Source organism: Marinobacter sp. UBA3607 (assembly GCF_002375525.1).
GTDB lineage: Bacteria > Pseudomonadota > Gammaproteobacteria > Pseudomonadales > Oleiphilaceae > Marinobacter > Marinobacter vinifirmus.
This window is the reverse complement of sequence record NZ_DFLY01000013.1, coordinates 51,459-78,048: the sequence shown is the minus strand read 5'-3', so window position 1 is coordinate 78,048 and position 26,590 is coordinate 51,459. Positions and strand designations below refer to the sequence as shown.

25 protein-coding genes are annotated in these 26,590 nt (G+C 59.5%); 24 read left to right on the top strand and 1 reads right to left on the bottom strand.

Translation table 11 applies throughout. The features are described 5' to 3' along the window. Nucleotides 1-27 precede the first annotated feature (27 nt). On the bottom strand, nucleotides 28-2,847 hold the full coding sequence (gene uvrA / locus B2589_RS05010) for an excinuclease ABC subunit UvrA (RefSeq protein ID WP_286815820.1): 2,820 nt from the start codon (nucleotides 2,845-2,847) through the stop codon (nucleotides 28-30). Nucleotides 2,848-3,049: 202 nt separating this feature from the next. Here uvrA and B2589_RS05005 point away from each other — a divergent pair, with 202 nt between their 5' ends. From B2589_RS05005 to B2589_RS04890, 24 genes are all read left to right on the top strand, one after another. Next, nucleotides 3,050-4,420: an MFS transporter gene (locus tag B2589_RS05005; protein WP_286815819.1), complete on the top strand. Its 1,371-nt coding sequence runs from the start codon at nucleotides 3,050-3,052 to the stop codon at nucleotides 4,418-4,420. Nucleotides 4,421-4,477: 57 nt separating this feature from the next. Next, nucleotides 4,478-5,020 (top strand): single-stranded DNA-binding protein, encoded by a 543-nt coding sequence (gene ssb, locus B2589_RS05000; RefSeq protein ID WP_286815818.1) that lies wholly within the window; start codon nucleotides 4,478-4,480, stop codon nucleotides 5,018-5,020. Nucleotides 5,021-5,217: 197 nt separating this feature from the next. Further along, nucleotides 5,218-6,147: a biogenesis protein MshI gene (locus tag B2589_RS04995; protein ID WP_286815817.1), complete on the top strand. Its 930-nt coding sequence runs from the start codon at nucleotides 5,218-5,220 to the stop codon at nucleotides 6,145-6,147. Then, the gene (locus tag B2589_RS04990) at nucleotides 6,144-6,761 is read left to right on the top strand and encodes a PilN domain-containing protein (protein ID WP_286815816.1); all 618 of its coding nucleotides are present in this window, start codon (nucleotides 6,144-6,146) and stop codon (nucleotides 6,759-6,761) included. Before B2589_RS04995 ends, B2589_RS04990 begins: the two co-directional genes overlap by 4 nt. Next, nucleotides 6,754-7,437, top strand: coding sequence for an MSHA biogenesis protein MshJ (locus B2589_RS04985; RefSeq protein ID WP_286815815.1), 684 nt, complete (start codon nucleotides 6,754-6,756; stop codon nucleotides 7,435-7,437). The genes B2589_RS04990 and B2589_RS04985 overlap by 8 nt, the downstream gene beginning before the upstream one ends. 1 nt (nucleotide 7,438) lies before the next feature. Then, nucleotides 7,439-7,765 (top strand): hypothetical protein, encoded by a 327-nt coding sequence (locus B2589_RS04980; protein ID WP_286815814.1) that lies wholly within the window; start codon nucleotides 7,439-7,441, stop codon nucleotides 7,763-7,765. 17 nt (nucleotides 7,766-7,782) lie between these two features. Then, nucleotides 7,783-9,465 carry a pilus (MSHA type) biogenesis protein MshL gene (mshL, locus tag B2589_RS04975; RefSeq protein ID WP_286815813.1) on the top strand — a complete coding sequence of 561 codons (1,683 nt, stop codon included), beginning with the start codon at nucleotides 7,783-7,785 and terminating at the stop codon, nucleotides 9,463-9,465. Beyond that, nucleotides 9,465-10,304, top strand: coding sequence for an ExeA family protein (locus B2589_RS04970; protein ID WP_058341468.1), 840 nt, complete (start codon nucleotides 9,465-9,467; stop codon nucleotides 10,302-10,304). Before mshL ends, B2589_RS04970 begins: the two co-directional genes overlap by 1 nt. Then, nucleotides 10,301-11,389, top strand: coding sequence for an MSHA biogenesis protein MshN (locus B2589_RS04965; protein ID WP_286815812.1), 1,089 nt, complete (start codon nucleotides 10,301-10,303; stop codon nucleotides 11,387-11,389). Before B2589_RS04970 ends, B2589_RS04965 begins: the two co-directional genes overlap by 4 nt. Further along, nucleotides 11,386-13,104, top strand: a complete 1,719-nt coding sequence (locus tag B2589_RS04960; RefSeq protein WP_286815811.1) for a GspE/PulE family protein — start codon at nucleotides 11,386-11,388, stop codon at nucleotides 13,102-13,104. The genes B2589_RS04965 and B2589_RS04960 overlap by 4 nt, the downstream gene beginning before the upstream one ends. Continuing rightward, nucleotides 13,104-14,333 (top strand): type II secretion system F family protein, encoded by a 1,230-nt coding sequence (locus B2589_RS04955; protein WP_286815810.1) that lies wholly within the window; start codon nucleotides 13,104-13,106, stop codon nucleotides 14,331-14,333. The genes B2589_RS04960 and B2589_RS04955 overlap by 1 nt, the downstream gene beginning before the upstream one ends. A gap of 3 nt (nucleotides 14,334-14,336) precedes the next feature. Continuing rightward, on the top strand, nucleotides 14,337-14,870 hold the full coding sequence (locus tag B2589_RS04950) for a hypothetical protein (RefSeq protein ID WP_286815809.1): 534 nt from the start codon (nucleotides 14,337-14,339) through the stop codon (nucleotides 14,868-14,870). A 63-nt stretch (nucleotides 14,871-14,933) separates the two neighbouring features. Beyond that, the gene (locus B2589_RS04945; protein ID WP_286815808.1) at nucleotides 14,934-15,467 is read left to right on the top strand and encodes a prepilin-type N-terminal cleavage/methylation domain-containing protein; all 534 of its coding nucleotides are present in this window, start codon (nucleotides 14,934-14,936) and stop codon (nucleotides 15,465-15,467) included. 43 nt (nucleotides 15,468-15,510) lie between these two features. Then, nucleotides 15,511-15,963 (top strand): type II secretion system protein, encoded by a 453-nt coding sequence (locus tag B2589_RS04940; protein WP_286815807.1) that lies wholly within the window; start codon nucleotides 15,511-15,513, stop codon nucleotides 15,961-15,963. A gap of 73 nt (nucleotides 15,964-16,036) precedes the next feature. Next, nucleotides 16,037-16,519 (top strand): pilus assembly FimT family protein, encoded by a 483-nt coding sequence (locus tag B2589_RS04935; protein WP_286815806.1) that lies wholly within the window; start codon nucleotides 16,037-16,039, stop codon nucleotides 16,517-16,519. Next, complete coding sequence (locus B2589_RS04930; RefSeq protein ID WP_286815805.1) at nucleotides 16,516-17,034, top strand: type IV pilus modification PilV family protein; 519 nt, start codon at nucleotides 16,516-16,518, stop codon at nucleotides 17,032-17,034. The genes B2589_RS04935 and B2589_RS04930 overlap by 4 nt, the downstream gene beginning before the upstream one ends. Then, the gene (locus B2589_RS04925; RefSeq protein ID WP_286815804.1) at nucleotides 17,034-17,819 is read left to right on the top strand and encodes a type II secretion system protein; all 786 of its coding nucleotides are present in this window, start codon (nucleotides 17,034-17,036) and stop codon (nucleotides 17,817-17,819) included. The genes B2589_RS04930 and B2589_RS04925 overlap by 1 nt, the downstream gene beginning before the upstream one ends. Then, nucleotides 17,809-18,219: a hypothetical protein gene (locus B2589_RS04920; protein WP_286815803.1), complete on the top strand. Its 411-nt coding sequence runs from the start codon at nucleotides 17,809-17,811 to the stop codon at nucleotides 18,217-18,219. The genes B2589_RS04925 and B2589_RS04920 overlap by 11 nt, the downstream gene beginning before the upstream one ends. Next, complete coding sequence (locus B2589_RS04915; RefSeq protein WP_286815802.1) at nucleotides 18,216-21,539, top strand: DUF6701 domain-containing protein; 3,324 nt, start codon at nucleotides 18,216-18,218, stop codon at nucleotides 21,537-21,539. Before B2589_RS04920 ends, B2589_RS04915 begins: the two co-directional genes overlap by 4 nt. A 325-nt stretch (nucleotides 21,540-21,864) precedes the next feature. Beyond that, nucleotides 21,865-22,608 (top strand): MotA/TolQ/ExbB proton channel family protein, encoded by a 744-nt coding sequence (locus tag B2589_RS04910; RefSeq protein WP_286815801.1) that lies wholly within the window; start codon nucleotides 21,865-21,867, stop codon nucleotides 22,606-22,608. Then, nucleotides 22,598-22,996 (top strand): ExbD/TolR family protein, encoded by a 399-nt coding sequence (locus tag B2589_RS04905; protein WP_286815800.1) that lies wholly within the window; start codon nucleotides 22,598-22,600, stop codon nucleotides 22,994-22,996. Before B2589_RS04910 ends, B2589_RS04905 begins: the two co-directional genes overlap by 11 nt. Then, nucleotides 22,993-23,412, top strand: a complete 420-nt coding sequence (locus B2589_RS04900; RefSeq protein ID WP_286815799.1) for an ExbD/TolR family protein — start codon at nucleotides 22,993-22,995, stop codon at nucleotides 23,410-23,412. The genes B2589_RS04905 and B2589_RS04900 overlap by 4 nt, the downstream gene beginning before the upstream one ends. Further along, nucleotides 23,412-24,221 carry an energy transducer TonB gene (locus B2589_RS04895; protein ID WP_286815798.1) on the top strand — a complete coding sequence of 270 codons (810 nt, stop codon included), beginning with the start codon at nucleotides 23,412-23,414 and terminating at the stop codon, nucleotides 24,219-24,221. The genes B2589_RS04900 and B2589_RS04895 overlap by 1 nt, the downstream gene beginning before the upstream one ends. A gap of 141 nt (nucleotides 24,222-24,362) precedes the next feature. Further along, nucleotides 24,363-26,477 (top strand): TonB-dependent receptor family protein, encoded by a 2,115-nt coding sequence (locus tag B2589_RS04890; protein WP_286815797.1) that lies wholly within the window; start codon nucleotides 24,363-24,365, stop codon nucleotides 26,475-26,477. The last annotated feature ends 113 nt before the right edge of the window (nucleotides 26,478-26,590 follow it).

Below are 26,590 nucleotides of genomic sequence, written 5' to 3'. Positions count from 1 at the left end.
CCATATATGGATTCCGTGGCTAAAAGCCTACTTAAGCATAGGCTTCAAATAACGCCCGGTATGTGACGCCGGATTGTCCGCCACCTCCTCCGGAGTTCCCTCGGCAATAATCTGCCCGCCACCGGAACCACCCTCCGGCCCCAGGTCCACAATCCAGTCCGCCGTTTTGATCACATCCAGGTTGTGCTCGATCACTACAATGGTGTTGCCATGGTCCCGCAGCCGCTCCAGTACGGTCAGCAACTGCTGGATGTCGTAGAAATGCAGGCCGGTAGTCGGTTCATCCAGTATGTACAGGGTTTTACCGGTATCGCGCTTGGACAGTTCCTTGGCCAGTTTTACGCGCTGGGCTTCGCCGCCGGATAGGGTGACGGCGCTTTGGCCGAGGCGGATGTACGACAAGCCCACGTCGATCAGGGTTTGCAGTTTTCGGGCGATGAAGGGCACGGCGTCGAAGAATTCACGGCCTTCTTCAACGGTCATTTCCAGCACTTCGTTGATGTTTTTGCGTTTGTAGCGGACTTCCAGGGTTTCGCGGTTGTAGCGTTTGCCTTTGCAGATGTCGCAGGGCACGTACACGTCGGGCAGGAAGTGCATTTCTACTTTGATTACGCCATCGCCCTGGCAGGCTTCGCAGCGGCCGCCTTTGACGTTGAATGAGAATCGGCCGGGTTTGTAGCCTCTGGACCGGGCCTCCTGGGTGCCGGCGAAGAGTTCACGGATGGGGGTGAACAGGCCGGTGTAGGTAGCCGGGTTGGATCTGGGGGTTCGGCCGATGGGGCTCTGGTCTATGTCGATGACCTTGTCCAGATGGTCCAGGCCCTTGAGGTTTTTGTAGGGGGCGTGGCTCAGGCTGGTGGCTTTGTTCAGCTTGGCTGCCGCTACCGGATAAAGGGTGGCGTTGATCAGGGTGGATTTGCCGGAGCCGGATACGCCGGTGATGCAGGTCATCACGCCCAGTGGCAGGTTCAGGGTGACGTTCTGCAGGTTATTTCCGGATGCGCCGGATAGCACGAGTTTTTTGCCGTTGCCTTTGTTTCGGGCTTTGGGAACGGCAATTTCCTTTTCGCCACTGAGATACTGGCCGGTCATGGACGCCGGGTTGGCGATGATCTCGGCCGGGGTGCCGCGGGCGACGATTTCGCCGCCGTGTACGCCGGCGCCCGGGCCGATGTCGATGACGTAGTCGGCGGCGCGGATGGCGTCTTCGTCGTGCTCCACTACGATCACGGTGTTGCCCAGGTCCCGCAGGTGGGTGAGGGTGGCCAGCAGGCGGTCGTTGTCACGCTGGTGCAGGCCTATGGATGGCTCATCGAGTATGTACATGACGCCCACAAGGCCGGCGCCAATCTGGCTGGCTAACCGGATGCGTTGGGCTTCACCGCCGGACAGGGTGTCTGCGCTGCGTTCCAGTGTGAGGTATTCCAGCCCTACGTTAACCAGGAATTGCAGGCGTTCGCGTACTTCCTTGAGGATTTTCTCGGCAATTTCACCTTTGCGGCCGGGCAGGGCCAGCTCGCTCACGTAGCGATGGGCGTCGCCGACAGGCAGCCGGGTGATTTCCGGAAGGGTACGCTCTTCGATAAACACATGGCGGGCGCTGCGGCGCAAGCGTGAGCCGCCGCAATCCTTACAGGGCTGGGTGCTGAGGTTGCGGGCGAGTTCTTCCCGCATGCTCTGGGAGTCGGTTTCCCGGTAGCGGCGTTCCAGGTTGGGCAGTATGCCCTCAAACGGGTGCGCCTTTTCCATGATATGGCCGCGAGAGTTCACATACCGGAAGGTGATGTCTTCATCGCCGGAACCATACAGCAGGGCCTGCTGGAAGTTTTCCGGCAGCTCTTCCCAGGGTGTTTCGAGGTCAATGCCATAGTGCTCCGCCACGCTGGTGAGCATCTGGAAGTAGTACACGGCGCGGCGGTCCCAGCCTTTGATGGCGCCGGAGGCCAGGGTGGCTTCCGGGCTCTGGATAACCTTTTCGGCGTCGAAAAACTGGCGCACGCCCAGGCCGTCACAGGTGGGGCAGGCGCCGGCCGGGTTGTTGAAAGAGAACAGCTTGGGTTCCAGTTCGCTCAGGGCGTAGCCGCACTGGGTACAGGCGTAGCGGGCGGAAAAGGTATGTTCCTCGCCTTCACCGGTCATGGGGGCGACCAAGGCAATACCGTCGGCCAGTTCCAGGGCGGTTTCAAAGCTCTCGGCCAACCGCTGCTCCAGGCCTTCCTTCACCTTGAACCGGTCGACCACCACATCAATCTGGTGTTTGCGCTTTTTATCCAGCGCCGGTACATCGTCGATATCGTAAACGGTGCCGTCGACCCGCAAGCGAATAAAGCCCTGGCTGCGCATGGTGTCGATCACCTGCAGGTGTTCGCCTTTGCGATCCCGGATGACCGGCGCCAGGATCATCAATTTGCTGCCTTCCGGCATGGCCATCACCTGGTCGACCATCTGGCTTACGGTCTGGGCTTCCAGCGGCTGGCCGTGGTCCGGGCAGCGGGGTTCGCCGGCGCGGGCGAACAGCAGGCGCAGGTAGTCGTATATCTCGGTAATGGTACCCACAGTGGAGCGCGGGTTGTGGGAGGTGGATTTTTGCTCGATGGAAATGGCCGGGGAAAGGCCTTCGATGTGGTCCACATCGGGTTTTTCCATCATCGACAGGAACTGGCGGGCATAGGTGGACAACGATTCCACGTACCGGCGCTGGCCTTCGGCATAGAGTGTATCGAACGCCAGGGAAGATTTACCGGAACCGGAAAGGCCTGTGATGACAATCAGCTTGTCCCGCGGCATATCCAGGTCGATGTTCTTCAGGTTGTGGGTGCGTGCACCCTTGATCTGGATATGGTCCATAACACCTCGCTTGGGTAAAAACGTCGATTATATCGTTTTCGGGGGGCGCCGGCTAAACCGTGTACAGACGCGCCTGGCCACTCTCAGCCGCCGTTAGCCACCCCGTTGTGAGTAGTCCCGTCTGCATGGCGCTTCTGGTACAATGCGCCGCTCGCAGTGACAGGCTGCGCCTATACATTCAACCAGTCCGGCACGGGTTAGCATGAACGCGCTTGAAAAACGCTCAGTAGTAGCTCTGGCATCGGTATACGCCATGCGTATGCTGGGCCTGTTCATGGTAATGCCGGTCTTCGTTTTGCTGGGCAGCGACCTCGAAGGCGCTACGCCCGCGCTGATCGGTTTCGCAATTGGTGCCTATGGCCTGAGCCAGGCACTGCTGCAGATTCCGTTCGGTTTGCTGTCAGACCGGGTTGGCCGCAAGCGGATGATCTACATCGGCCTGGTTCTGTTCGCAGCCGGTAGTGTGCTGGCTGGCGCTACCGATTCCATATACGTAGTTATTGCCGGGCGGATTCTTCAGGGCGCCGGCGCGATTGCCAGCGTGCTGATGGCGTTGCTCAGTGATCTCACCCGGGAGGAGCAGCGCACCAAGGCCATGGCCACCGTGGGCATTTCCATTGGCCTGTCGTTTTCGGTCTCCCTGGTTGTGGGCCCGCTGCTGGGAGCTGCCTGGGGGCTGTCCGGGATTTTCTATACCACCGCGGTACTGGCGGTTCTGGCGTTGGTGGTGGTTGCCCGGGTTGTGCCCACACCGCACCAGCACAAGGTCAGTGCCGACACCCATCCGGCCCGGGAAATGGTCAGCCGTGTCCTGGCTGATGGCCGGCTGCTACGGCTCGATTTCGGCATTTTCATCCTGCACTTTGTGCTGACCGCGCTGTTCCTGGTGTTCCCCACCATGTTGCAGGACCAACTGGGGCTGAAGGCCAGTTCCCACTGGTGGTTCTATCTCAGCGTTATGATTACTTCGTTCTTCGCCATGGTGCCGTTCATTATCATTGGCGAGAAAAAACGGAAAATGAAGCCGGTGCTGTGCGGTGCCATCGCCCTGCTGGCATTGGCGGCTGCGTCGATGACCGGTGTCGGCCAGAGCCTGTGGCTGGCGTGGGCTGTGCTATTCTTCTTCTTTATGGCGTTCAACCTGCTGGAAGCCAGCTTGCCGTCGCTGATCAGCAAAGAAGCCCCGGCCGCGGCCAAGGGCACGGCCATGGGCGTGTATTCCACTTCCCAGTTCTTCGGCGCGTTTCTGGGTGGTGCACTGGGCGGCTGGCTGTTGCAGACCGCTGGCCTGGAAGGTGTGCTCTGGCTGATGGCCGCAGCGCTGGTGGTATGGCTGCTGGTGGCGCTAACCATGCCGGCACCGGGTTACACCACCAGTTTTGTGGTACAGCTGAAAAACGCCGTGAGTATCAGTTTTGACGAGATCGACCAGAACCTGCGAAAACTGCCGGGCGTGGAAGACGTGGTGATCGTGGAAGAGGCCGCCATGGCTTACCTGAAGGTAGACCGTCAGCATTTTCGGGAAGAGCAGCTTGCGCACTTTGAATTTGTGCGGCAGGGTAGCACTACTTAAAACACAGGATGCCTGCATGGAACGCAGGCGTTCAGCAAAAGAGACCAGGAGCATACAATGGCACGAGGCGTAAACAAGGTAATTCTTATCGGTAATCTGGGCCAGGATCCGGATACCCGTTACACCCCGAACGGCAACGCGGTGGTAAACCTCAACCTGGCGACCGATGAAAGCTACAAGGATCGTCAATCCGGCCAGCTGGTACCGAAAACCGAGTGGCACCGGGTGGTGTTGTTCGGCAAGGTGGCTGAAGTGGCGGGGCAGTACCTGCGCAAAGGTTCCAAGGTGTATATCGAAGGGCGCCTGCAAACCCGCAAATGGCAGGGGCAGGATGGCCAGGACCGTTACACCACCGAGATCGTGGTGGATATCAACGGCCAGATGCAGATGCTCGACAGCCGTGGTGGCGAAGGCGGCATGAACCAGGGGGCGCCCCAGGGCCGGCCCCAGCAAGCGGCCAGCTACAACAACCCGCCCCCGCAACAGCAGAAGGGTGGTCAGGGTAACCAGAGTGGCGGATACAGCAACCAGCCGCCCCAGCAGCAGGGCGGCGGCATGCCGGAGCCGATTGACGACTTCGACGATGATATCCCGTTCTGACCCAGATCAAAGGCCCGCGCTCTGCGCGGGCTTTTTGTTACCGACTTGCAAAATTTCCGTGAAATCTTCGGCAAACCGTGGAGTTAGGTTCAGCTTCTCATCTATCATGTAAGGCTATGTAAAATTCGCCGAATTTTTGAGCATTCAGGCCTGTTGCCTGCACTTGGCAATCCTCCGATTTCGATACCAGGGAATTCATGATCCTGACCTCTGCGGTTCATTCACTGACAAGGCTGTTCCGGCCCGGAAAATCAGCGGGCAAAGTGTGCCTGGAAATCCGGGCCGACGGCATTGCCTGGGCCAGCGCCCCGGGTTTGCCTGGCCAGAAGGCCGGCTTTGCCGAGTGCATGCCGGCCCAGCGCAGTGCGACCCTGGCCGGGCTGGTCTCTGAACAGGGCTGGCGCAAAGTGCCGGTTACCCTGGTGTTGCCCATGGACCAGTACCAGGTGTTTCAGGTGGACCGCCCGGAAGGGGTGGACGATACCGAACTGGCGGATGCCCTGAAGTGGAAGCTGAAAGACTTTCTGGACTTCAGCCCGTCAGATGCGGTTTCAGACGTCTTCGAATTTCCGGAAGACGCTTCCCGTGGTCGCCGGCCCCTGGTGAACCTGGTGGCGGCCCGTAAATCCCTGGTGCAGGAGCTGATCAACCTGGTGCACGATGCCGGGATGGAGCTTGAGCGCATCGACATCGCCGAGCTGGCACTGCGCAACTTTGCGGCCGCGCTGGATTCTGCCGGTCGGGGCGTTACCCTGGTGCACCTTCGCAACCGGTACGGCCAGATGGTGATCTGCCGGGGCGAAACCCTGTATCTGTCCCGCCGGCTTGAGTTGTCCTACGATGATTTGCAGGATGCCGGCCGGCAGGATAATGCCGTGCAATCCCTGGCGCTGGAAATCCAGCGTTCACTGGATTACTTCGAAAGCCAGCTGGGGCAGGTGCCACCCTCCGGCATCCGGTTGGTGGCGAAGGATGCGGTGTTGCCCTTGTCGTCCATGCTCGCATCTTCCCTGGGCTCTGCGGTAGAAACGCCCGACTGGGCAGAGTTCGCCATGAGCTCTGACCTGGACAGCCGTTGTCTGCTGGCCTGGAGTGCCGGCCTGCCATCCGGGAGAAGCGGTACATGAAGCAACAGGTCAACCTTTATGTGCCGGAACTCCGGCCGGTCCGGCAGCGCCTGAGCGCCGGCACTTGCGTGGTACTTGTGGTGCTGGTTGCGGTTTTGGTACTGGCCGCCATGGCCTACGGCAACTGGCAGAACCGGCAGCTGGCCGGGCAGGCGGATGCCATCGAACGGCAAACAACTCAATTGCAGCAGGCGGTGGAAACCCTGTCGGCGCAGGTTGAACAGCAGCGGCCAGACCCGGAACTGGAGCTGGCGCTGGAACGGGTGACCGATACCATCTCACGCCGGCAGCGTTTGCTCGAGCGGGTGGAGGGGCTGGCAGGCAATCACCAGACGGGTTTCTCGGGCCGTATGGCCGCCCTGGCGCGCCAGATTCCGGAGAACTTGTGGCTTACCGGCATCACCCTGGAGTCCTCTCCTGCGTCTCTGAAGCTGGAAGGTCGCACACGTTCGCCGGAGCTGGTGCCCGGTTACCTGGAACAGCTGGGTAACGAACCGGTATTTGCCGGCGAAACCTTCCGGCATTTCCAGCTGAGCCGCCCGGACGAAGAAGAGAATACTGGCTGGGTGGAGTTCCGCATGGCCACAGAACATAACGGAGGTGCCAGTGAGTAAGCTCTCCGAACAGCTGGCTGCGGGCGCAGCCTGGTACAACGAACGCCCGGTTCGTGAACGGGGCCTGATTGCGGTAACCCTGTGCGTACTGGTGCTGGTGCTTGGCTGGGAGCTGTTTGTGGCTCCGGTAGAAGCGCAGAAGCAGCAGCTGAACAATCGTGTCCAGACCCTCTCTGCTAACCGGGACAACCTGCTCAGCCAGCAGCAAACCCTCAGCAGTCAACTGGAGCGTGACCCGTCTGCAGAACTGCGGGAGCGCCTGGCCGCCCGGCAAAACCGCCTTGAGCGACTGGACCAACAGATTACCGAAACCACCGGTCAGCTGATCGCACCCCGGGATATGGTGGCATTGCTGCGGAACATGCTGGCAGCCCAGCAGGGGCTGACGCTGGAATCCCTGAGCCTGCTGGCGCCGCAGCCGGTATACGGGGAGCAGAGCGCTGCGCCAGGTGACGGCGAGGCCAGGGCGCCTGAGCCTTTGCTGTATGCCCACGATGTGGAACTGACAATCTCAGGCGGCTACCTGAACGTATTGAACTACCTTGAGCGGCTGGAGTCTATGGACGACCGCATCGGCTGGCTGCAGCTGATTTATGACGCCGGCAGCTGGCCCAAGGGTGAGGCCCGTATCCGGGTAAGAACCCTGAGCCTGGAAGCCGCCTGGCTGGGAGTGTGAGATGAGATCAGCAATTTTCGGGCTGGCGATGGTGCTGGCCCTGTTTGCAAGTGCCGGGGCCCATGCCCTGCAAGACCCGACCCGGCCCCCCGATGCCCGCGCGGCGTCGGTACAGAGCGTAGCGCCAAGGGATATCGAGCTGGGCTCTATCCTGCTTGGCAGCCAGCGCCGTGTGGCGGTGATTAACGGCGTAGCCTTGCGGGAAGGTGATGACCACGATGGTATCCGGGTTCGCCGGATTCACCGCGACAAGGTAGAAGTAACCGACAGGGGCCAGCCCAGAGTGCTGTATCCGCCAACGCTGCCGCAGGTGCGGATAACCCAATGACAGGCAACCGGATGACAATGACCACGATCAGACCCATAGCTGCAGCCATGCTGGCGCTTACGCTGGCCGCCTGTAGCAACAACCCGCTGATGCGTACTTCCGCCGCCACCTCTACCGAAGTGGCCGGCGAGATCGACAGCACACTGGCCCGGGCCGAACAGCAAGGTGCGGGTGCTGGCCAGGTTGGCACTGCGCCGGGCGCCTTGCCCGCCGACATCAGCAGCCAGCTGTTGCCACCCCTGAGCAGCAGCCAGCAGCAGGACGAACGCTTTGATGTAGACGCATCCGGCATTCCCGCCGCCAGTTTCTTTGCGGCGCTGGTGGAAGGCACCCGCTACAACGTAGTGGTTCACCCTGGTGTTACCGCAAGCATCAGCCTGCGCCTGGGCGATGTCACCGTGCCGGAAGTGATGGACATCGCCGCAGACCTCTACGGCCTGGACATTACCCGCAATGGCCGCCTGTTCCGGGTGGCGGCAGATGAAGTACAGACCCGCCTGTTCCCGATTGATTACCTGCACTTCAAGCGCAAGGGCGGCTCGGAAACCCGGGTCAGCTCCGGCCAGGTCAGCAGTGCCCGCAGCAATAACGACAGCGGCTCCAGTGACAACAGCAGTTCCGGCGAAACCCGTAACCTGGTGGGCACCACCATTTCCACCCAGACCGAATCCGACTTCTGGCAGGATATCCAGAATGCGCTGGCGATGATTGTTGGCCGGGACGGTGGCCAGGTGGTGGTAAACCCCGGTGCCGGCCTGGTGATGGTGCGCGCAGGCTCTGAAGATCTGCGCATGGTGGAAGACTATCTGCGCCGCACCGAGCTGATCATGCAGCGCCAGGTGGTACTGGAAGCCAAGATTCTGGAAGTAACCCTGAACGAGGGATACCAGCAGGGCATTAGCTGGGCGGATGTCCAAAGCTCTGCCGGCCGTGCCAACTACTTCACCTCTCAGTCGCTCGGTGGCCAGGCGCTTCGCTCACCGGATATCGGTGGCCTGTTCTCTGCCACCGTCAGTGCGGGCGATTTCACCGGCCTTATCCAGTTACTGGGAGAGCAGGGCAACGTACAAATCCTGTCCAGCCCCCGCATATCCACCATCAACAACCAGAAAGCTGTGATCAAGGTGGGTACCGACGAGTTCTTCGTGACCGACATTGACTTTGACGACAACAACTCGGCCGTTACCGCCACCGACAGCACCTCCACCTCGGTGGAACTGACGCCCTTCTTCTCCGGTATCTCCCTGGACGTTACCCCGCAGATATCCGAAGATGGCGCCATTACCCTGCATGTACACCCGTCGGTCAGCGAAGTGGCGGACCAGGAAAAAATCATCACCATTGGTGAACGGGATGTCACCCTGCCGCTGGCCCGCAGTACCGTGCGGGAAACCGACAGCGTCATCCGCGCCGAGAGTGGCCAGATTGTCGTGATCGGCGGCCTGATTCAGAGCTCCAGCGAAGACGACAACGCTGCCGTACCTTTCTTCAGCGAAATCCCGCTGCTGGGCGAGCTGTTCAAACAGCGCCGGTTTGAATCCCGCAAGAGCGAGCTGGTGATCCTGCTGCGCCCGGTGGTGGCCAACGCCAGCCAGATGCAGGCGGATGTAAGGGCCAGCCGGGAACGCATGAACGTGCTGCGGGAGTTGCTGGAATCGTCTGAATCTGTGAAGCCGCAACCCGAGGGTGCTCCGCGCTGATGTACCAGAGCCATTTCGGACTGCAGGAGGCACCGTTTGCATTGACGCCCAACACCCGCTATTTCCTGCGGGCGCCCAGCCATTCCGAAGCACTGGAATTGCTGCTGGTGGCCCTGCGCGAGCGTGAGGGCTTCATCAAGGTAACCGGCGAGGTGGGCACCGGCAAAACCCTGCTGTGCCGCCTGTTGCTGAACGAACTGGATAAAGACGCCTGCACCGCCTACGTACCCAATCCGGGCCTGCCCCCGGAAACCCTGTACGAAGCGGTGGCGGAAGAGCTGGGTGTGGATGTCAGCCGGTGTGCCAATATGCACCAGGTCCTGAAAGCCCTGAACCAGCGCCTGATTGAACTGGCGATGGAACAACGGCCGGCGGTATTGGTGATTGATGAAGCCCAGGCCATGCCTGAGGCAACCATTGAAGCCCTGCGCCTGCTGACCAACCTGGAAACCGAAAGTACCCGCCTGCTGCAGGTGGTACTGTTCGGTCAGCCGGAACTGGACACCATGCTGGCCAAAGACAGCCTGCGCCAGTTGCGCCAGCGCATCACCTTCCAGACCCGCCTGCAGCCCCTGAGCCGTGACGCTGTTGGCCAGTACCTGCGCCACCGCCTGGCCCAGGCCGGCCATAACGGTGCAGACCTGTTCACCGCCGGCGCGTTGAAAGTACTTTGGCGGGCCTCTGGCGGCATTCCTCGGCTGGTGAACATCCTCGCCCATAAAGCCCTGCTGGCAGCCTGGGGACAAGGTGACCGGCAGGTTGCCCGCAAACACGTATTGCAGGCGGTTCGGGACACCGAAAGTGCCCGTGCCGTGGGCTGGCTGGGGGGCTGGTTATGAGCCTTCTGAACGACGCCCTGCGCCAGGCCGAACAGCGCCAGAACAAACCACAGGTATCTGCGGCCTACACCGGCCAGACCGCACCGGCCACAGGCGGCTCCAGGGCCGTGCCGGTGTTGATTGTGCTGCTCGTGCTGGCTTTGCTGGCGGCCGGCGTAGCCTGGTGGCTGCTTGCCAAAAACAGCGCCGAGCCAACGGTTGAAGCCACTGAAACGGTGGCGCAAAGCGAGCCGGTGCAGCCGCAGCCGCAGCCGATCAAGCCTGCAGAGCCGGAGCCGGTTGCCGCTCCTGAGCCGGCGGCAACAATCGCCGAGCCTGTTACCGTAGCAGCGCCTAAACCGGAGCCTGCGGTGCAGGTGGTTGCCGAGGCCCCGAAACAGCCGGAACCGGTAGCCGCCGCTCCGGCACCGCAGGCAGAACCCCAACCGGAGGTTCGGCCAGAGCCACAACAAGAGGTCGCAGTTGCAGCTGAAAAGCCAGCCCAGGTCGCCCAGGTAAAACAGTCCCGGGAAACCCCGCAAGCCATCGACCTGCGCACCAGCCGCGAACTGCAACGGCTGCTGGCCAGTGGCGACAACGTGGCCGCAGAAAACATGCTCGTACGGGTAACCGAAAGCCAGCCGGCGCCCAACAGCCGGGAAATCTTCGCCCGGGAAATGCTGGTACAGGGCATGGCTGGCCGAGCGCTGGAATGGTTGCCGCAAAGTTTGGCAGGCGAATACGCAGGCCTGCGCCTGCTGCGGGCAAGGGCCTTGCTGGAGCAGGGGAACCTGGATACAGCCGTGGCCACTCTGCAAAGCCGTGTACCACCGGTTGCCGACGGCATTGAATACCGGGTGACGTTAGCCACCTTGTTACAGCAAGCGGGCGAGGCGGAAGAGTCTGCCGGCCACTGGTCTGAACTGATTGCCTACGACGACAGCCGTGGCGCCTGGTGGCTGGGCCTGGCCATTGCACTGGAAACCGGCGGCCGCACCCGCAGTGCGGTGCAGGCCTATGCCCAGGCGGCGACCTTACCGGGCTTGTCGCCCTCGCTGGCGGACTACGCCCGGCAGCGACTGAATGCATTACAGGCGGGATCATGAGTACGGAACCGAAAAAGAAAATCCGGATCGGTGACCTGCTGGTCCAGAACGAGGTTATTACCGAAGAACAGCTGTCGGTGGCCCTGCGCGAGCAGAAAAGCACCGGCCGCAAGCTCGGCCGTACCCTGATTGAACTGGGTTACCTGGACGAAGACACCCTGCTGAACATCCTGTCGCGCCAGCTGAACGTGCCCTTCGTGCAACTGCGCCACTACCAGTTCAACGGCGAACTTGTTAAACGGCTGCCGGAAGCCATGGCGCGCCGGTTCCGCGCCATTGTGCTGGCGGAACAGGGGGGCGAACTGTTGGTAGGTATGGCCGACCCGCTGGATATCTTCGCCTACGACGAACTGGTGCGCGTACTGAAACAGCCGGTACGCCAGGCCGTGGTGCGCGAAAGCGAACTGCTGAATACGCTGGACCTGGTGTACCGCCGTACCGATGAAATCGCCTCCCTGGCCGAAGAACTGGAAGACGAACTGGGTGACGACGCCTTCGACCTGGCCGCGCTTTCAGCCGAATCCGAAAGCGCCGATGCACCGGTGGTTAAACTCCTGCGCACCCTGTTCGAAGACGCGGTACAAGCCCGCAGCTCCGATATCCATATCGAGCCGGATGAATCGGTGGTGCGTATTCGCCAGCGCATCGACGGCGTGCTGCAGGAACAGGTGATGAAAGAAAAGCGCGTAAACGCCGCGCTGGTACTGCGCCTGAAACTGATGGCCGGCCTGAACATCTCCGAAAAACGCCTGCCCCAGGATGGCCGCTTCAACGTACGGGTGAAAGGCCGCAGCATTGATGTGCGGGTATCCACCATGCCGGTGCAGTACGGCGAATCGGTGGTGATGCGCTTGCTGGACCAGAGCGAAGGCCTGCTGAACCTGGAAAGCACCGGCATGCCGCCCAAGCTGCTGGAACGCTTCCGCAAACTGATCAAAAGGCCCCATGGCCTGGTACTGGTTACCGGCCCCACCGGTAGCGGTAAGACCACCACCCTGTACGGTGCCCTGAGCGAACTGAACAACGCGGAAGTGAAAATCATCACCGCCGAAGACCCGGTGGAATACCGCTTGCCGCGTATTACCCAGGTGCAGGTAAACCCGAAAATCGGCCTGGAATTCTCCAGCATCCTGCGTTCGGCCCTGCGCCAGGACCCGGACATCATCCTGGTGGGCGAAATGCGAGACCAGGAAACCGCCGAGATCGGCCTGCGCGCCGCCATGACCGGCCACCTGGTGCTGTCCACCCTGCACACCAACGATTCCATCAGCAGCGCCATGCGCCTGATCGACATGGGTGCCGAACCCTTCCTGGTAGCCAGCTCCCTGCTGGGCGTGGTGGCCCAGCGGCTGGTGCGCCGGGTGTGCGACAACTGCAAGGAAACCTACGAACCCAGCCAGCAGGAGCAGATCTGGCTGCAGTCGTTCGACCTGGACCCGCTGGATATGGAAGCGGGCTTCGTAAAAGGCCGTGGCTGCTACCAGTGCAGCAACACCGGTTACCGGGGCCGGGTGGGCGTCTATGAAATGCTGGAAATGGACGAAGACATGCTCGATGCCCTGCGCCGCCAGGATGTCAGCGACTTCACCAGGGCCGCCCGGCGCAGCCCGCTATTCCGGCCACTGGGCCAGTGTGCCATGGACTACGCCTTGCAGGGCGTAACCTCCCTGCAGGAAGTCGCCCGGGTAGCGGCAACCAGTGAGGGTGCCAGCTGATGCAGTTCAGTTACCGGGGCAAAGACAGCCGTGGCGCTGTCCAGCAGGGTTTGCTCACCGCCGCCAGTGCCGAGGCCGCGGCCAGCGAACTCATGCGCCGCGGTATTACCCCGCTGGCTATCCGGGAACAGCAGGAAAAGAAGGGCGCCTTCCTTGGCAAACTGAACCTGAACATCTTTGCTGACAAGGTCACCCTGGATGAACTGATCGTGTTCTGCCGGCAAATGCACGCACTCACCAAGGCCGGCATCCCCTTGATCCGCACCCTGCGCGGGCTGGCGGAAACCACCCGCTCGCCGGCACTGGCAGAGGTGCTGGAAGATGTGTGCAACCGGCTGGAAGGCGGTACCACCATGGCCACCGCCATGCAGGCCCATCCGGAAGTTTTCTCCGACCTGTTCGTGGCCATGATTCACGTAGGCGAAAATACCGGCCTGCTGGACGATGCCTTCAAACGCCTGTCGGAAATCCTGGAACTGGAACGGGACACCAAGCGCCGGGTAAAACAGGCCCTGCGTTATCCCATCTTTGTGATCGTGGCCCTGCTGGCGGCCCTGATGGTGGTGAACTTCCTGGTGATCCCCAAGTTTGCCAACGTGTTTGAACGCATGGGGGCAGACCTGCCGCTGCTCACCCAGGTTCTGGTGGGCACCTCCAACTTCCTGCTGAACTATTGGTACGTGATGCTGTTTGCCACGGCGGCCACCGCCGTCTTGCTGCGCCAGTGGGTGCAAACAGAAAAAGGCCGGCTGGTGTGGGACAGGTACAAGCTGAAATTACCAGTGATCGGCCCGCTGCTGCAGCTGATTACCCTGAGCCGCTTCGCCCGCAACTTCGCCACCATGCTGCGGGCCGGCATGCCGGTAACCAGCGCCCTGAGCGTGGTGGCCGATGCCACCGACAACGCCTGGCTGGCCAGCCACTTCAAAGACATGCGCCAGGGCATTGAACGGGGCGACAGCCTGCTGCGCACCGCCCGCAGCAGCGGTATGTTCAACCCGCTGATTCTGCAGATGATTGCGGTAGGTGAAGAAACCGGTTCGGTAGACGACATGCTCAACAACGTGGCCGATTTCTACGACGAAGACGTGGACTACGGCCTGAAGCGGCTGGCGGAATCCATCGAGCCGATACTGATTGTGGTGATGGGCGTATTGGTACTTATTCTGGCGCTCGGCGTATTCCTGCCAATATGGGATTTGGGGTCCGCCGCCATGGGGCGGGGATAAGCCTTGGCAGGCCCGGCCGGCCGGACAGCGGCAGACAACCACCGCCGCTTCCGGGCACTGGTAGCGTTCAGCGTACTGGCCATTGCCATGTGGTTTTTGCTGGACGCCATAGAACAAACCCAGTACCGGGCCGAACAGCAAAGCGCCCGGCTGATGCTGAACCAGGTGCGCAGCGCCCTGGTGGTGCGCGGTGCCGAAGCCATACTGGCCCGGGGTGAAACCCTGGAGCAGCTGGCCGGCCTGAACCCGCTGCCCCTGCTGGATTTTGGCAGAGGGGCGCAAGTTGAAACGAGTTGCAACGAACTGGCCCCGGACAAACGGGGCTGGTGCTTCAACCCACAGCAGCAATGGCTGGTTTACCAACCCGGCCAGCCCCTGCTGCTGGAAGGTCGCCGAAGGGAGCCCGGCGCACCGTTTATATGGCAGGTACAGGTGGACTACGCCGTACCGGCCACTCAGGGAAATAACAAAAACAAGCGGGCTACTGGCCTGAAACTGATGGAAATTGACGACCATCAAGTAAGCGTAAGTCAGTAGGGAATGGTCAAACGGATACGTGAGACAACTATTAATAAGCTTTAACACTCTGAGGAGAATTAAATGAGCGCTAAGCAACGGAACAAAGGTTTTACCCTGATTGAACTGGTGGTGGTGATCGCCATCCTGGCTATTCTGGCAGCGTTTGCGTTGCCGCGGTTTGCGCAGCTTTCGGAAGAGGCGCATAGCTCGAACGTCAAAGCCACAGCGGGTGCATTGGCTGCGGGTGTGGCCTTGGCAAAGGCTCAGTGGGTTGCGAATGGCCTTACAGCAGCGACCGACACCCTCGAAGGCTTCGGTGACGGCGACCTGAACGTTTCCAGCCGCGGCTGGCCGGTAGCCTACACCGGTGGCTATACCGGAGCAGCTGACGGAACCGCTGTCATGAACCCCAGCCGCTGTGAGCAGGTGTGGGAAGGTGTTCTGCAATCCAATGCACCGACTATTACTGGTACTGCACCTGATTATGTTGTTACTGCAGCTGGCTCTTTGTGCACCTATACCTACCAGGTAGATGGCCTTGCGGGTACAGCTGATGAAAAGAACATCACTTATGATGCGTCTACCGGTGACATCGAAACCACTGAAAACCAGTAATTTTTACGTAAGACCTAGTTAATCAATCTAACGGAGAAATCCTATGAGAAATATGATTCCGAACAGAAAAGAGAAAGGCTTCACCCTGATCGAACTGGTCATGGTGATTGTGATTTTGGGTATTCTGGCGGCGTTTGCTTTGCCGCGGTTTGCGGATTTGGGTGGGGATGCCAGGGAAGCAAGTATTAAGGGAGCACAAGGGGCTGTTAAGTCAGCATCTGCAATTGCTCACTCTGCTTGGCTCGCGGGAGGTAATCCAGCTACGGTGACCCTCGAAGGTACCGTTATAGATATGACCGCTGCCGGTTATCCGGAAGCTGATCCCTCGACAAACGATGGAATTATCGAGGCTGCCCAGCTTGATGCCAACGATTACACATTAGACAACACCACGACTGCAGGAACCCTTACTGTTACCCTCGGGAACTGTTTCTTCGAATACACCGAAGCAGATGGCGCCGTATCGGCAGTCACAGTTCCTGCTGGCGGCTGCTGAGATCGCGTAGAAATTGCAGTGTAATGTGAGCTCGATAAGACAGGTTTTCGGTCATTTGGAGCGCAGGAGAAGTATGATGAGAGCGACCTTTCCGATTTCCTCCGGGTTCACGCTCGTAGAGTTGGTTACGGTTATTGTTCTTGTTGGCGTGCTCTCGGCACTTGGCATAGGGCTCTTCGCCAGAGGTAGTGCCTTCTCCCCGCTCCTAGCCACCCAACAACTAGCCTCCGCCACGCTGCTTGCCCAACAAGCAGCGCTGGCGGGCAACCCCTCTACTTCTGTAACCATCCGCCAAACCTCGAATGCTTTTGAGTTCGAGGCGGCGGATTCCCTGTTTTCCATCCGCCGTGAGGGCGCCAGTGTGGCGTATCAGGTAGCCGGTCAATCCGGACTAACTGCGATTCCTGGCGGCGGGTTTACCATCAACTTTGACCCGATGGGGCGCCTGGCTGGCCCTTTCAGGGAGAAAAGTCTCCAATTCCAGATCTCAGGCGACAGTGACTTTACCCTTTGCCTGAGCTCCCTTGGCGCCGTGTATCAGGGGCCTTGTTCATGAGGTCTTGCCGGCGACGCGGTGTACGCCAGCAGGGCGCAACTCTTGTGGAGCTGGTGATGACCATTGTTATTATCAGCATTGCCATCGCCGGCGTAGTGGGTGCCTTTGCCTTGATCACCGGCCGAAGCGCTGATCCCTTGAATCAGACCCGTGCGGTGGCATTGTCGCAACTCTACATGGACGAAATCCTCTCCAAATCCTTTGCCCATGATTCCCCTGTGGGCGGCGGAGCGGTGGATGCCGGCGACGCGGATTGCAACAACCTTGGGCCGGATGGCGAAACACGGCGCACGTTCAACGATGTGGACGATTATCACACTCTGAATAACGCGCCGCCCGAGAACAGCGAGAAGGAATCGTTATCGGGCTACAACAATTTTCAGGTGTCTATTTCGGTGGCCTGTGCCGGCACCGAAGTGGGCCTGAGCAATCATGAAGCCAAACGCATCGATATCACCGTTACCGACCCGTCCGGCAATGCCTACCTGTTCAGCGCCTACCGGGGGAATTTCTGATGCGCCGGCAACAGGGGTTCACCCTGGTCGAGCTGGTGATGGTCATCGTGCTGTTGGGCATTGTGGCCACCATCTCGGTGCAGTTTGTTGCCCTGTCCACTCGTGGAGCCCTTGATGTCAGTGAGCGGCAACAGCGTGCTCTGCAAGGCGTGGTGATCAGTGAGCAAATCACCCGGGAGGTGCGCGAAGCGTTTCCCCTGTCCGTTCGCGAGAACGGCCAATGTTTAGAGTGGCTGCCGGTCATTGCCGGTACAACCTATGAGTCTCTCACAACAGGCCCTGATTTTGAGGAAGTGAGCATTGTGCCCTTCGGGCGAGCAGTCCCCGCTGGCGCCCGGCTGGTGGTATACGGTTACGGCTCGGCCCAGTCTGATCTTTATGGCACGTCTGATCCGGGGCCGGTTTCACCGTCCATCAATGAGGTTGATGCCAGCGATACAACCATTGGACTTTCCTCCAGCCATCGCTTTCGCGAACGCTCCCCGCAAAAACGCCTGTATGCCATTGCCTCGCCCGTCAGCATCTGCCAGATCGGGCCATGGCTTTATCGCTTCAGTGACTACACGCCAGGCGGTTCCCAGCCTTCGGCAGCTGCGCTGAGTGGAGGCAGCGGAACCCGGGAAGTGATGAGTGCCAACCTGGTCGGTGGTTCGTTCAATCTGCGAGTAACACCACCATCACTGCGCCGCGCTGCCGTGGTGAACTTTGAATTTGAACTGTCAGACCGGGACGGTGACGAAACCACCCGAGTGAGCCAGGAGGTGCAGATCCGAAATGTACCGTGACCAATTCCTTTACAAGCAAAACGGCGCAGGTCTTCCCGTTGCGATTTTTGTCATCACCGTGTTGGCCTTGCTGGTGATCGGCATGGCGCAATTACAGGAAAGCTCTGGCAAGGCGGTCAGCTTTCAGATTCAATCCCAAAGGGCGTTTTTGGCGGCGGAGAGTGGGGCGCAGGTGGCGTTGGCAGAACTCCTCTCTCAAAGTGACAGTTCCCCTTTATCATGCGGAGCGGCGCCCATCGACACAGTGGATTTTGAGACAGGAGGTCTTGCGGCCTGTTTCAGTGAGCTTTCATGTTCTGAGGTTGGGGGGATGACAGGCTCAATTCTGATAGTAAGCAAAGGTGCTTGTGGAGCGGGAGCTGATGTGGCGGAGCGTTCAGTAGAGGTGAGGATGAGATGACGTCTCTATCTTGCTCGCTGAGATCTTGGATCGGCTTGATTTTAATTTTGCTGGCCGCGCCAGGCGCATTATTGGCGCAGGAATCCATTGTTTATACCGAACCCGGTGCCGGTCAGTTTGAGGTTCCATCCGCGGTCAGCCGAATTACTGTTCAAGTCTGGGGCGCAGGCGGCAGCGGAGGAGGGGTTGGCCTAGGAGGAGGCGGTGGCGGTGCGTATTCTGTTGGAGCATTTTCTGTCAGTCCTGGTGATCGCGTGCCTTTCGTTGTTGGTGAAGGCGCGGCTCCAACCAGTGAACTGCCTGGTGGCACGAGTTGGTTTTCATCTCCGGGAGAGTTGTCGGCGGGTGGAGGATCAAGCGGCAGAAATAGCACTATTCGCGCGGGTGCTGCTGGCAGTACCGCCGGGCTCTACCGTGGTGGCAACGGAGCGGCAGGCGCCACAGGTTTGTTTGGTATACCTGTCAGGGGAGGCGGGGGCGGTTCATCCGCTGGTAGTTCAGCTGACGGCACGTCGGCTTTTGATGGTACGGGCGCTGCGGCACCATTCGACGGGGGTGGCGGTGGTTCTGAGGGAGGAACCGCGCTACTGATCTTTGGCGGTAATGGTGAGCCCGGCGAGACCCCGGGAGGCGGGGGTGGGGCTGCTGGCGTTGGTTGGTTTGGTGCAATTCCCGGCAGGGGGGGGCATGGCCAGATTCGTATATCGTGGATGCCAATCCAGTTATGCTCGGTAATCTATTCATCTGATACCGGAATCAACGGAAACCTTGACCGGCAGGATCGTCTGGATCTGGATGTTTTTGGGCCAAGAGTCCGGACGCCCTGGCCCGGAAACTCTGTCATACCTGCCGGTAATCATGTTTACCCACCTCGTGAGTTTGCGCAAAACCAAAACAATATTAACTTCTCTGTAGACGGTTCGGCCAGGGTAATTGTGGATGGGGACCTGATAATAAGCGGGAATAATTTCTCGATGAATGCAGGCGGAGACCCGAGTAATTTATTGCTGATTGTCGATGGAAATCTTGAGTTCAAGAACAATGCAAACCTCAACGCAATTGTGTATGTCACCGGTGATGTGGAATTTAACCAGAATCCGGTTTTGGTTGGCGCTATAGCGGCTGAAGGAAGCATTTCGGGGCTCGCGAACTCGGATGTCACTTTCGAAAGACAAATGATCGCTCGGATGGATTTCGGTGGTGCCTGTACAAATGAAGAGCCTGGAGTGGCCCTTCATCACTTCAGGATCTATCACCCCTCAACGGCCTTGACCTGCACCCCAGCGTCAGCGTTAAGGGTTCGAGCCTGCAGTAATGCGGACTGTACGGAGCTGTTCAGTGAGCCTTTGACAATTGCGCTCGCTCCCGCGAGCGGTTGGCTATCCGGAAATAATATAAGTTTTGTGGGTGAAGCGAATAACCTTGGTCTTCGCTCGACAAAGCCCGGTCCGGTTTCATTAGGGGTCGAGGCATCGACGATTAATGCGGCTGGCTCACCTCCGGTAAGGTGTTTTGCTGATGACGCCGCCATCGAAAGCAATTGTGAGATCTTATTTTCAGACTCAGGTTTTATCCTCAACATACCGAACCATGTATCAGGTGAGGAACTTCAAGCCTCAATCCTCGCAGTCAAGGAGGGAGAGGACAGTCCGGGGCAGTGTGTTCCTGCATTCACCGGGCAACGAAGCGTTGAGCTCAATTTTGGGTACCAGAATCCGGCGACGGGGACGACGTTGCCAGAAAGTTCCGGTGTCGAGTTGTCTGGCAACACGTTGGAGCTCATTTTTGATGGATCGGGTGCGTCCAGTTTCCCGCTTCGTTATCGAGATGTTGGCGCGATAAGTTTGCAGGCGAGCTTCAATGGCGCGGGAGATGAAGAGGGCCTCTTTATGGAAGGCGCGGACAGTTTCATTGCCCGGCCGGATCGCTTTGAAATAAGCATCCCCGACAACCCCCAAAACCCGGATGTGACCGACGCCAACGTGTTCAGATCCGCCGGTGATGCGTTTGGCGTGGAAGTCCTGGCCCTGAACGCCCTGGGCGAGCGCACGCCCAATTTTGGCCGGGAGCAGCCTGCCGAAGGCGTCACTCTTACCGTTGAACAGGCCGCCGGTTTTTCATTGCCCAATCTTGCCGTGTTGGAAGGTGAGCTGGGTTCGTTTGGGGAATCCTGTGTGGAGCCTCTGGGCGGCATGGCTTGCGGAGAGTTTTCCTGGCCAGAGGTTGGAACCTTTGCCCTGCGACCGTCCCTCAGTAGTGGCGCTTACCTGGGCACCGAAAATGTAGCGGGTCCCGTTGTTCCCTATGTTGGCCGGTTTATTCCGGCATGGTTCGAGATCACCATCGACCCTGGGCGGTTCAGCAGCGAGCCCGTGTCGTCAGACAGAACCTCCTGCAGTGGAGAGCGTAGCTGGGTATACACCGGCGAGCCATTTGGTTGGGATATGCCTCCAGAGCTCATTCTTACCCCAAAGAACCGCAACGGGGTAACAACAGAAAACTATGCGGGCACAGCTTTTCAGCGGCTGGGCATTGAGGATCTTGTTTTCGCGGAGTTTCCCGTCGAAGACGAAAGCGCGACCGGGGTTGATGGCACCCCGATGGAGGCTGACGCAATCCTCGCTCCGGCCATACTCTCGCCAGCAGTGGGCGGTGATCTGATCTATCGCTTCGCTTCAGACGATGAGTTTTGGTATCCCAAAACCCGTAACGCCAGGGTTGATGCTTACGGCCCTCAGTTGGCTTTCAGCCTTGATGGTTTGGCCGATGCCGATGGGGTAACGGTCCGGAACCCTGCGGAAGATTTGCCACAGGCCTTCACGCCGGAAGCAGAGTTTGAAATCCGCTATGGGCGTATCGTTTTGGACAATGCCTACGGTCCCGAGAATCTGGATTTAGTCATTCCCCTGCGGGCGGAGGTGTACGCCAGTGGTGGGTTCCGGATACACGAGGACGAAAACTGCTGGTTCTACGACTTGCCTGAAAACACATCGGTGGATTTTGATGGCTCTGCCTTTGCCACTGGCCAGACTGGCGTAGTTGAGGTGGCTGAAGCCGAGCTTGCTCTGGAAGACGGTCGCCCTGTAATTTCCGGGGCGGCCGATTACAGATTGAAGCTGTCAGCTCCTAGCCCTTCCGGAACTGAGTCTCCCAACGCGAGTGGGATTCGGGTGGATCTGGATACAGGCAATGATTGGCTAAAAGACTTCTGGGACGCAGACAACTCGGATAGCCTGGTCAACCCCTATGCCTGGGCCACCTTCGGCGTCTACCGAGGCAACGACCGCATCATCTACTGGCGGGAAGTGCCTGCTAACTAAGCCCCCGGCGTCATCAATAGATGCGTATGCTGCCGGTCATTCCTGCCTCCTGATGCCCGGCTACCGGGCAGGTCAGGTCGCCTTCACTGTGAGCTTGAAAGGGCAGTGTGATGCCAGCCACACGTATCGTTATCCAGAATTTCATCGCGTTGTTCTCTTCATCCACACGTCTCGACAGTATCAACGGACAGGTCGGGACACCTAGCGTCTTTCCGTAGTACGACCAAAGTTGGGGAAGCGGCGACCAAAGGGCGGTTCAGGCGGTCCTGGCATTGTGTCACGCTCAGGTTGAATCAGTGCCATTTGCGCGGAATTGGGTGACGTGATGTCTGAGTGGTTGAATCCGTTGGTGGAAATGGGTGTGTTGACGCCCGGGTTGGTGGAATTGCTGGGTATTGGCGGGCCGGTGGTGGCGATCTTGTTGGTATTCTCCATGGTTGCCGTCACGTTGATTGTTGGCAAATCGCTGCAGTTGTTTTTGGCCACCTGGCAATCCAAAACAAAAGTTTCGGACAGTCTGTCTTTGTGGCGGGATGGCCAAGTGCGTGACGCCCACAGTCTCTTGATGGCCAGCCAGCAGCCGGTGCCAGCATTGGTGGCCAGTGCCATGGCCTCGGTGATGCGCCATGGTGACGCGCCGCTGGTTCGGGAGGAGCTGGCCCGGCAGGCGTCCCGGCACTTGGCGTCGTTCAAGAGCTATCTGAAGCCGCTGGAAGTCATTGCCACATTAAGCCCGTTGCTGGGCCTTCTGGGTACGGTAATGGGGATGATTCTGGCGTTCCAGCAGATGGAAGCGGCGGGTAACCAGGTGGACCCGTCGGTGCTGTCGGGAGGGATCTGGCAGGCGCTGCTGACCACGGCTGCGGGCCTGATTGTGGCCATTCCCGTGGTCATGTTGCACAGCTACCTTGAGCGTAAAACGGATCGCCTGGTGGATGAGATGGAAGATGCGCTGACCGCGGTGTTTACCGGGCCCTTGGTTGGCAATACTTTCGGCGCGGTGAATGTGTCTGAGCCGGCGGCTAATCCTCTTAACGCCAGTGATGAGCGGCGGGGCCATGCAGCTTGATCGCCCTGCGGCACCCTCCCGAAAGCTGATTGGTCTGACACCACTGATTGATGTGGTGTTCATTCTACTGCTGTTTTTCATGCTGACCTCCTCGTTTATCCAGTGGCAGAGTCTCGACTTGACGATGTCGACGGGCGAGGGCTCAGAGGTCTCCGGTGAGCCACCATTGATGCTGGGGATGGCACCGGATGGCCGACCAATCCTGCCGGATGAGCCGCTCGTGTTTCTGGATGACAGGCAGCTGAGAGACCTGCTCGCAGGAGGCGACCGAACCGTGATCCTCACACCCCATCCAGCGAGTTCAATACAACAGGTGGTCTGGTTGCTCGATAAGGTAGGGGGATTGGGTGCAGCCAGCGTCTCGGTGAACACTGGGGCGGCAGAATGAACATCAAACGTGGCAGCGCTCCGGCGGCCAGTAATGACGATCATCTGATACCGCTGATCAACGTGGTCTTTCTGATGCTGATCTTCTTCATGCTGGCCGGTCAGATTCGGGCGTCTGATGGTTTGCCGTTTGTTCCGCCAGCCATGGACTCCGGCGAACCGGAGGTGTCAGCGCAGGTCGAGATTCTGATGACGGAAGGTGGTGAGGTTTTTCTCAATGGCACCCCGGTCCAGCACGACGAGCTCTCGAGGGCATTGGCGGATGGCTGGGGTGTGGAGGGAGCGGCGCGCTCCCAATCCCCGGTGCTGGTCAAGATTGATCAGACGTTAACGGCAGAGCAATGGCAGCCGGTGTTGGCCTGGGTGTCGGAAGCAGGGTTTGAATCGGTGCACCTGTCCACGCGGCGGAGCCCGTGATGGGCTTGAAGCGTCGGTATCTGTTTGCGGGTGCGCTCTGTGCACTGGCGTTTCATGCCGGAGCCTTCCTGGTCGTGCAGGGTGTATTGGCGCACCAGCCGGTGCTGGATGTGGCCGCAGATGAAGGGGCCGATGGTGTTTTTGTGACGCTGGCGAGTGCTGACATGTCGCCTGCTGAAAATCCTTCTGATACTGATCCGGAGCCGGTACAGACCACCCCGAAAGAGGAGCCCCTGCAGAAGCCTGATTCCTTGCAGGCCCCCATGCCCGCGCCGTCGCCAGAAACAAAGCCAGAACCCCTGCCAGAACCAGAGCTCAAGCCACAACCAACGCCAGAGCCAGAGCCGGAGCCTGTCGAGCCAGTATCGATAACGTCAGAACCCGATAGGGACGTAGAGGAGCAGGAGGTGCCCGAAATCAGTGGCGCCGACCCGGCACCCACCGCAGAGCCTAACTTGGCCCCCGCCGAAGATGCCTCGGCAACCCCCGCGACACAGGCAGATACCGGTGGTGTGGTGAACGATGAAGCCCGTTATCTGCAAGCGTTACTGGGCCACCTGAACCGCTATAAACGTTACCCCGATTCGGCTCGCCGCATGCGTCGGGAAGGTGTGGTCGAGGTGACCTTTACGGTTAACCGGCAAGGCCAGGTGGCAGACTCCCGGGTGGTAAAGAGTGCGGGCTTTCGCCCCCTGGATGACGAGGTGCGGGATATGTTGTCCAGGGCGGTACCGTTACCCGGAGTGCCTGCGGATTATGGCCGGCCCGAGTTGACGGTGACCTTGCCCGTCGCCTTCTCCCTGCGGTAACGCCCGGCTTTAACGGGAAAATGTCCCGACCCAAAGTAGGCCTCCTCAGGTTCCATCGTTCAGTTCTCCCGAATCGCTCCCCACTCTAAGGTTACCCCAACAGCAATAAAAACCTGTGCTAAGGGGAATACGATGAGTTTGATGTTGAAACCAATAATCCGCGCGGTGCGTTTCGCCGTTCTGGCTTCCGTTCCGGGCATTGTGATGGCCCAGCAGACAGGCGAGGCAGTGTATCTGCCGGCACTGGATGTGCGTAGCCTGGTGCCCACGTCTGTTGAGGGCATGCCGGGTGCCGCGAGCGTGCTGACCCGTGACCAGATCGATGTGTATAAGCCCTACACCCTGCATGATGCCCTGGACTTTGTGCCGGGCGTGCGCACCATTGATGATGATGTCCTCGGCCGGCGCTCCGGTATTGGTGTTCGCGGTGCACCGCCGCGTCGTTCCCGTAAGGTGCTCTTGCTCGAAGACGGCACGCCGATCAACAACAGTGCATATCTCGATTCCGGTGCGCATTACACCCCGCCGCTGGAGCGCCTGGAGCGCGTTGAGGTCTACAAGGGCGCAGGGCAGATTGTCCACGGCCCTCTGAACAACAACGGCATCGTCAATTTCCGTAACCTGAAACCTACCCCGGTGCCGGAAACCGTCATCGAAGTGGGCGTGGGCAACCAGGACACCATCCAGCAGCATATTCACCATCGCCGCACTGAAGGCGATGTCGGCATGGTGTTCTCCTACACCGGCAAGCGTGCTGACGGAACCTTTGATGTGGAAGAGCAGCAGTACGACGATTTCTACACTGGCCTGGAATGGCAGGTTAATGAACGCAACCAGCTGGCGGCGTCTGTGACCTACTTGCGTGAGCGCAGCGATGGTTACGACGAAGCGAATCTTTCTCTGCAGGAGTATCGTGACGCGCCCCGCAACAAGAGCCGTTTCGATGAGGGGCGCGAAGATAACAACATTTCGGTGAACTACCTGAAGTACGACCTGACCCATAACCTGCAGGTGACGGACGATGTCAGCGTGTCCAGTAAAGTCTTCTTTACAGACCTGGACCGCCCGCGTTTCCAGACTCGCGGCACGGCACCTGCAGACGGCGGCGTGATGGAAGGCCGGGATCGCCGTTATGAGAACCTGGGGGTTGAGAGCCGACTGGAGTGGGCCAACATTGAAGCGCTTGGGCTGACCCATCGTATCCAGACCGGCGTACGCTACGAAAACCATAACTTTGAGGACCGCCGCCCTGTTGGCCTGCCGGGTGAGAAGCTGGATGAGGGCAACCGCGGCCGTTTGTTGGCGGTCTCTGGCGAGGACGGTTACACCCGTGACGGGCGCCTGGTGGAATACGATGCCGAGGCGGTTTCCGGATATATCCAGAATAGCATGAGCTTTGGTGATTGGACGGTGACCCCGGGCCTTCGTTATGAAACCTACAACCAATACAAAGACACGGTGTTTCGCCCTGGTAGCAGTGACGAAGGTGTTCGGGAAAAGGATTCCAACTCATTGTTCCTGCCTGGGATCAGCCTGCTTTACACAGGGTTTGCGCAATCAGAGATCTACGCCGGCATCCATCGCGGTTATGCGCCTGCCTCGGCTCGCTCGGATGAGTTTCCGCTCACCCCGGAAACCGGCGTGAACAGCCAGTTGGGTGTCCGTACCAGCGCAATCAAAGGCGTCAGCCTCGATGCAGCTGTGTTCCACAATCGCATCAAGGACACGTTGATTCGTGATGATGTGGACGAATTCGGCGATGCGTTGTTTGTAAACGCAGCGGATTCGCGCATTATCGGCGTCGATGTCGGCGCCAGAATCGATTCCTCTGCCTTCTATCTGGCGGATTACAACCTGTTCGCCGAAGCTGCGCTGAATTACACCGATGCCCGTTTCACCACCGGACCCCTGGACGACAATCGGGTACCTGAAATCCCGACCCGGGCAGGCAGCTTCACCGTTGGGATGGATCACATGGCCGGCTGGCACTTGAGCGCCACTGTCAGCCATCTGGGGTCCTTCTACAGTGATATCGAAAATACCCGTGAGCTGACCTCCGACGGCGAGGCGGGCAAGGTGCCGAGCCGTACCCTGTTCTCGGCACGGGCAAGCTACAAGTTGCCAACCACCACGGATGCAACCTTGTGGGTTCAGGGGCGCAACCTGTCAGACAAGCTGTATATCTCGGATGTGCAGGACGGCATCCGCCCCGGCGCTCCGAGAACGGTTGTTGCTGGCGCAACAGTGAGGTTTTGATATGACCCTCGGTTAGTCATATCGCTTGGCCGGGTTTCCTTCCTTTTCCCGGCATTTTTCTTCCGATGCTCCGGTTGCCAGGCAGCCGGAGCCTTTTTCGTATAGGCTTGGGT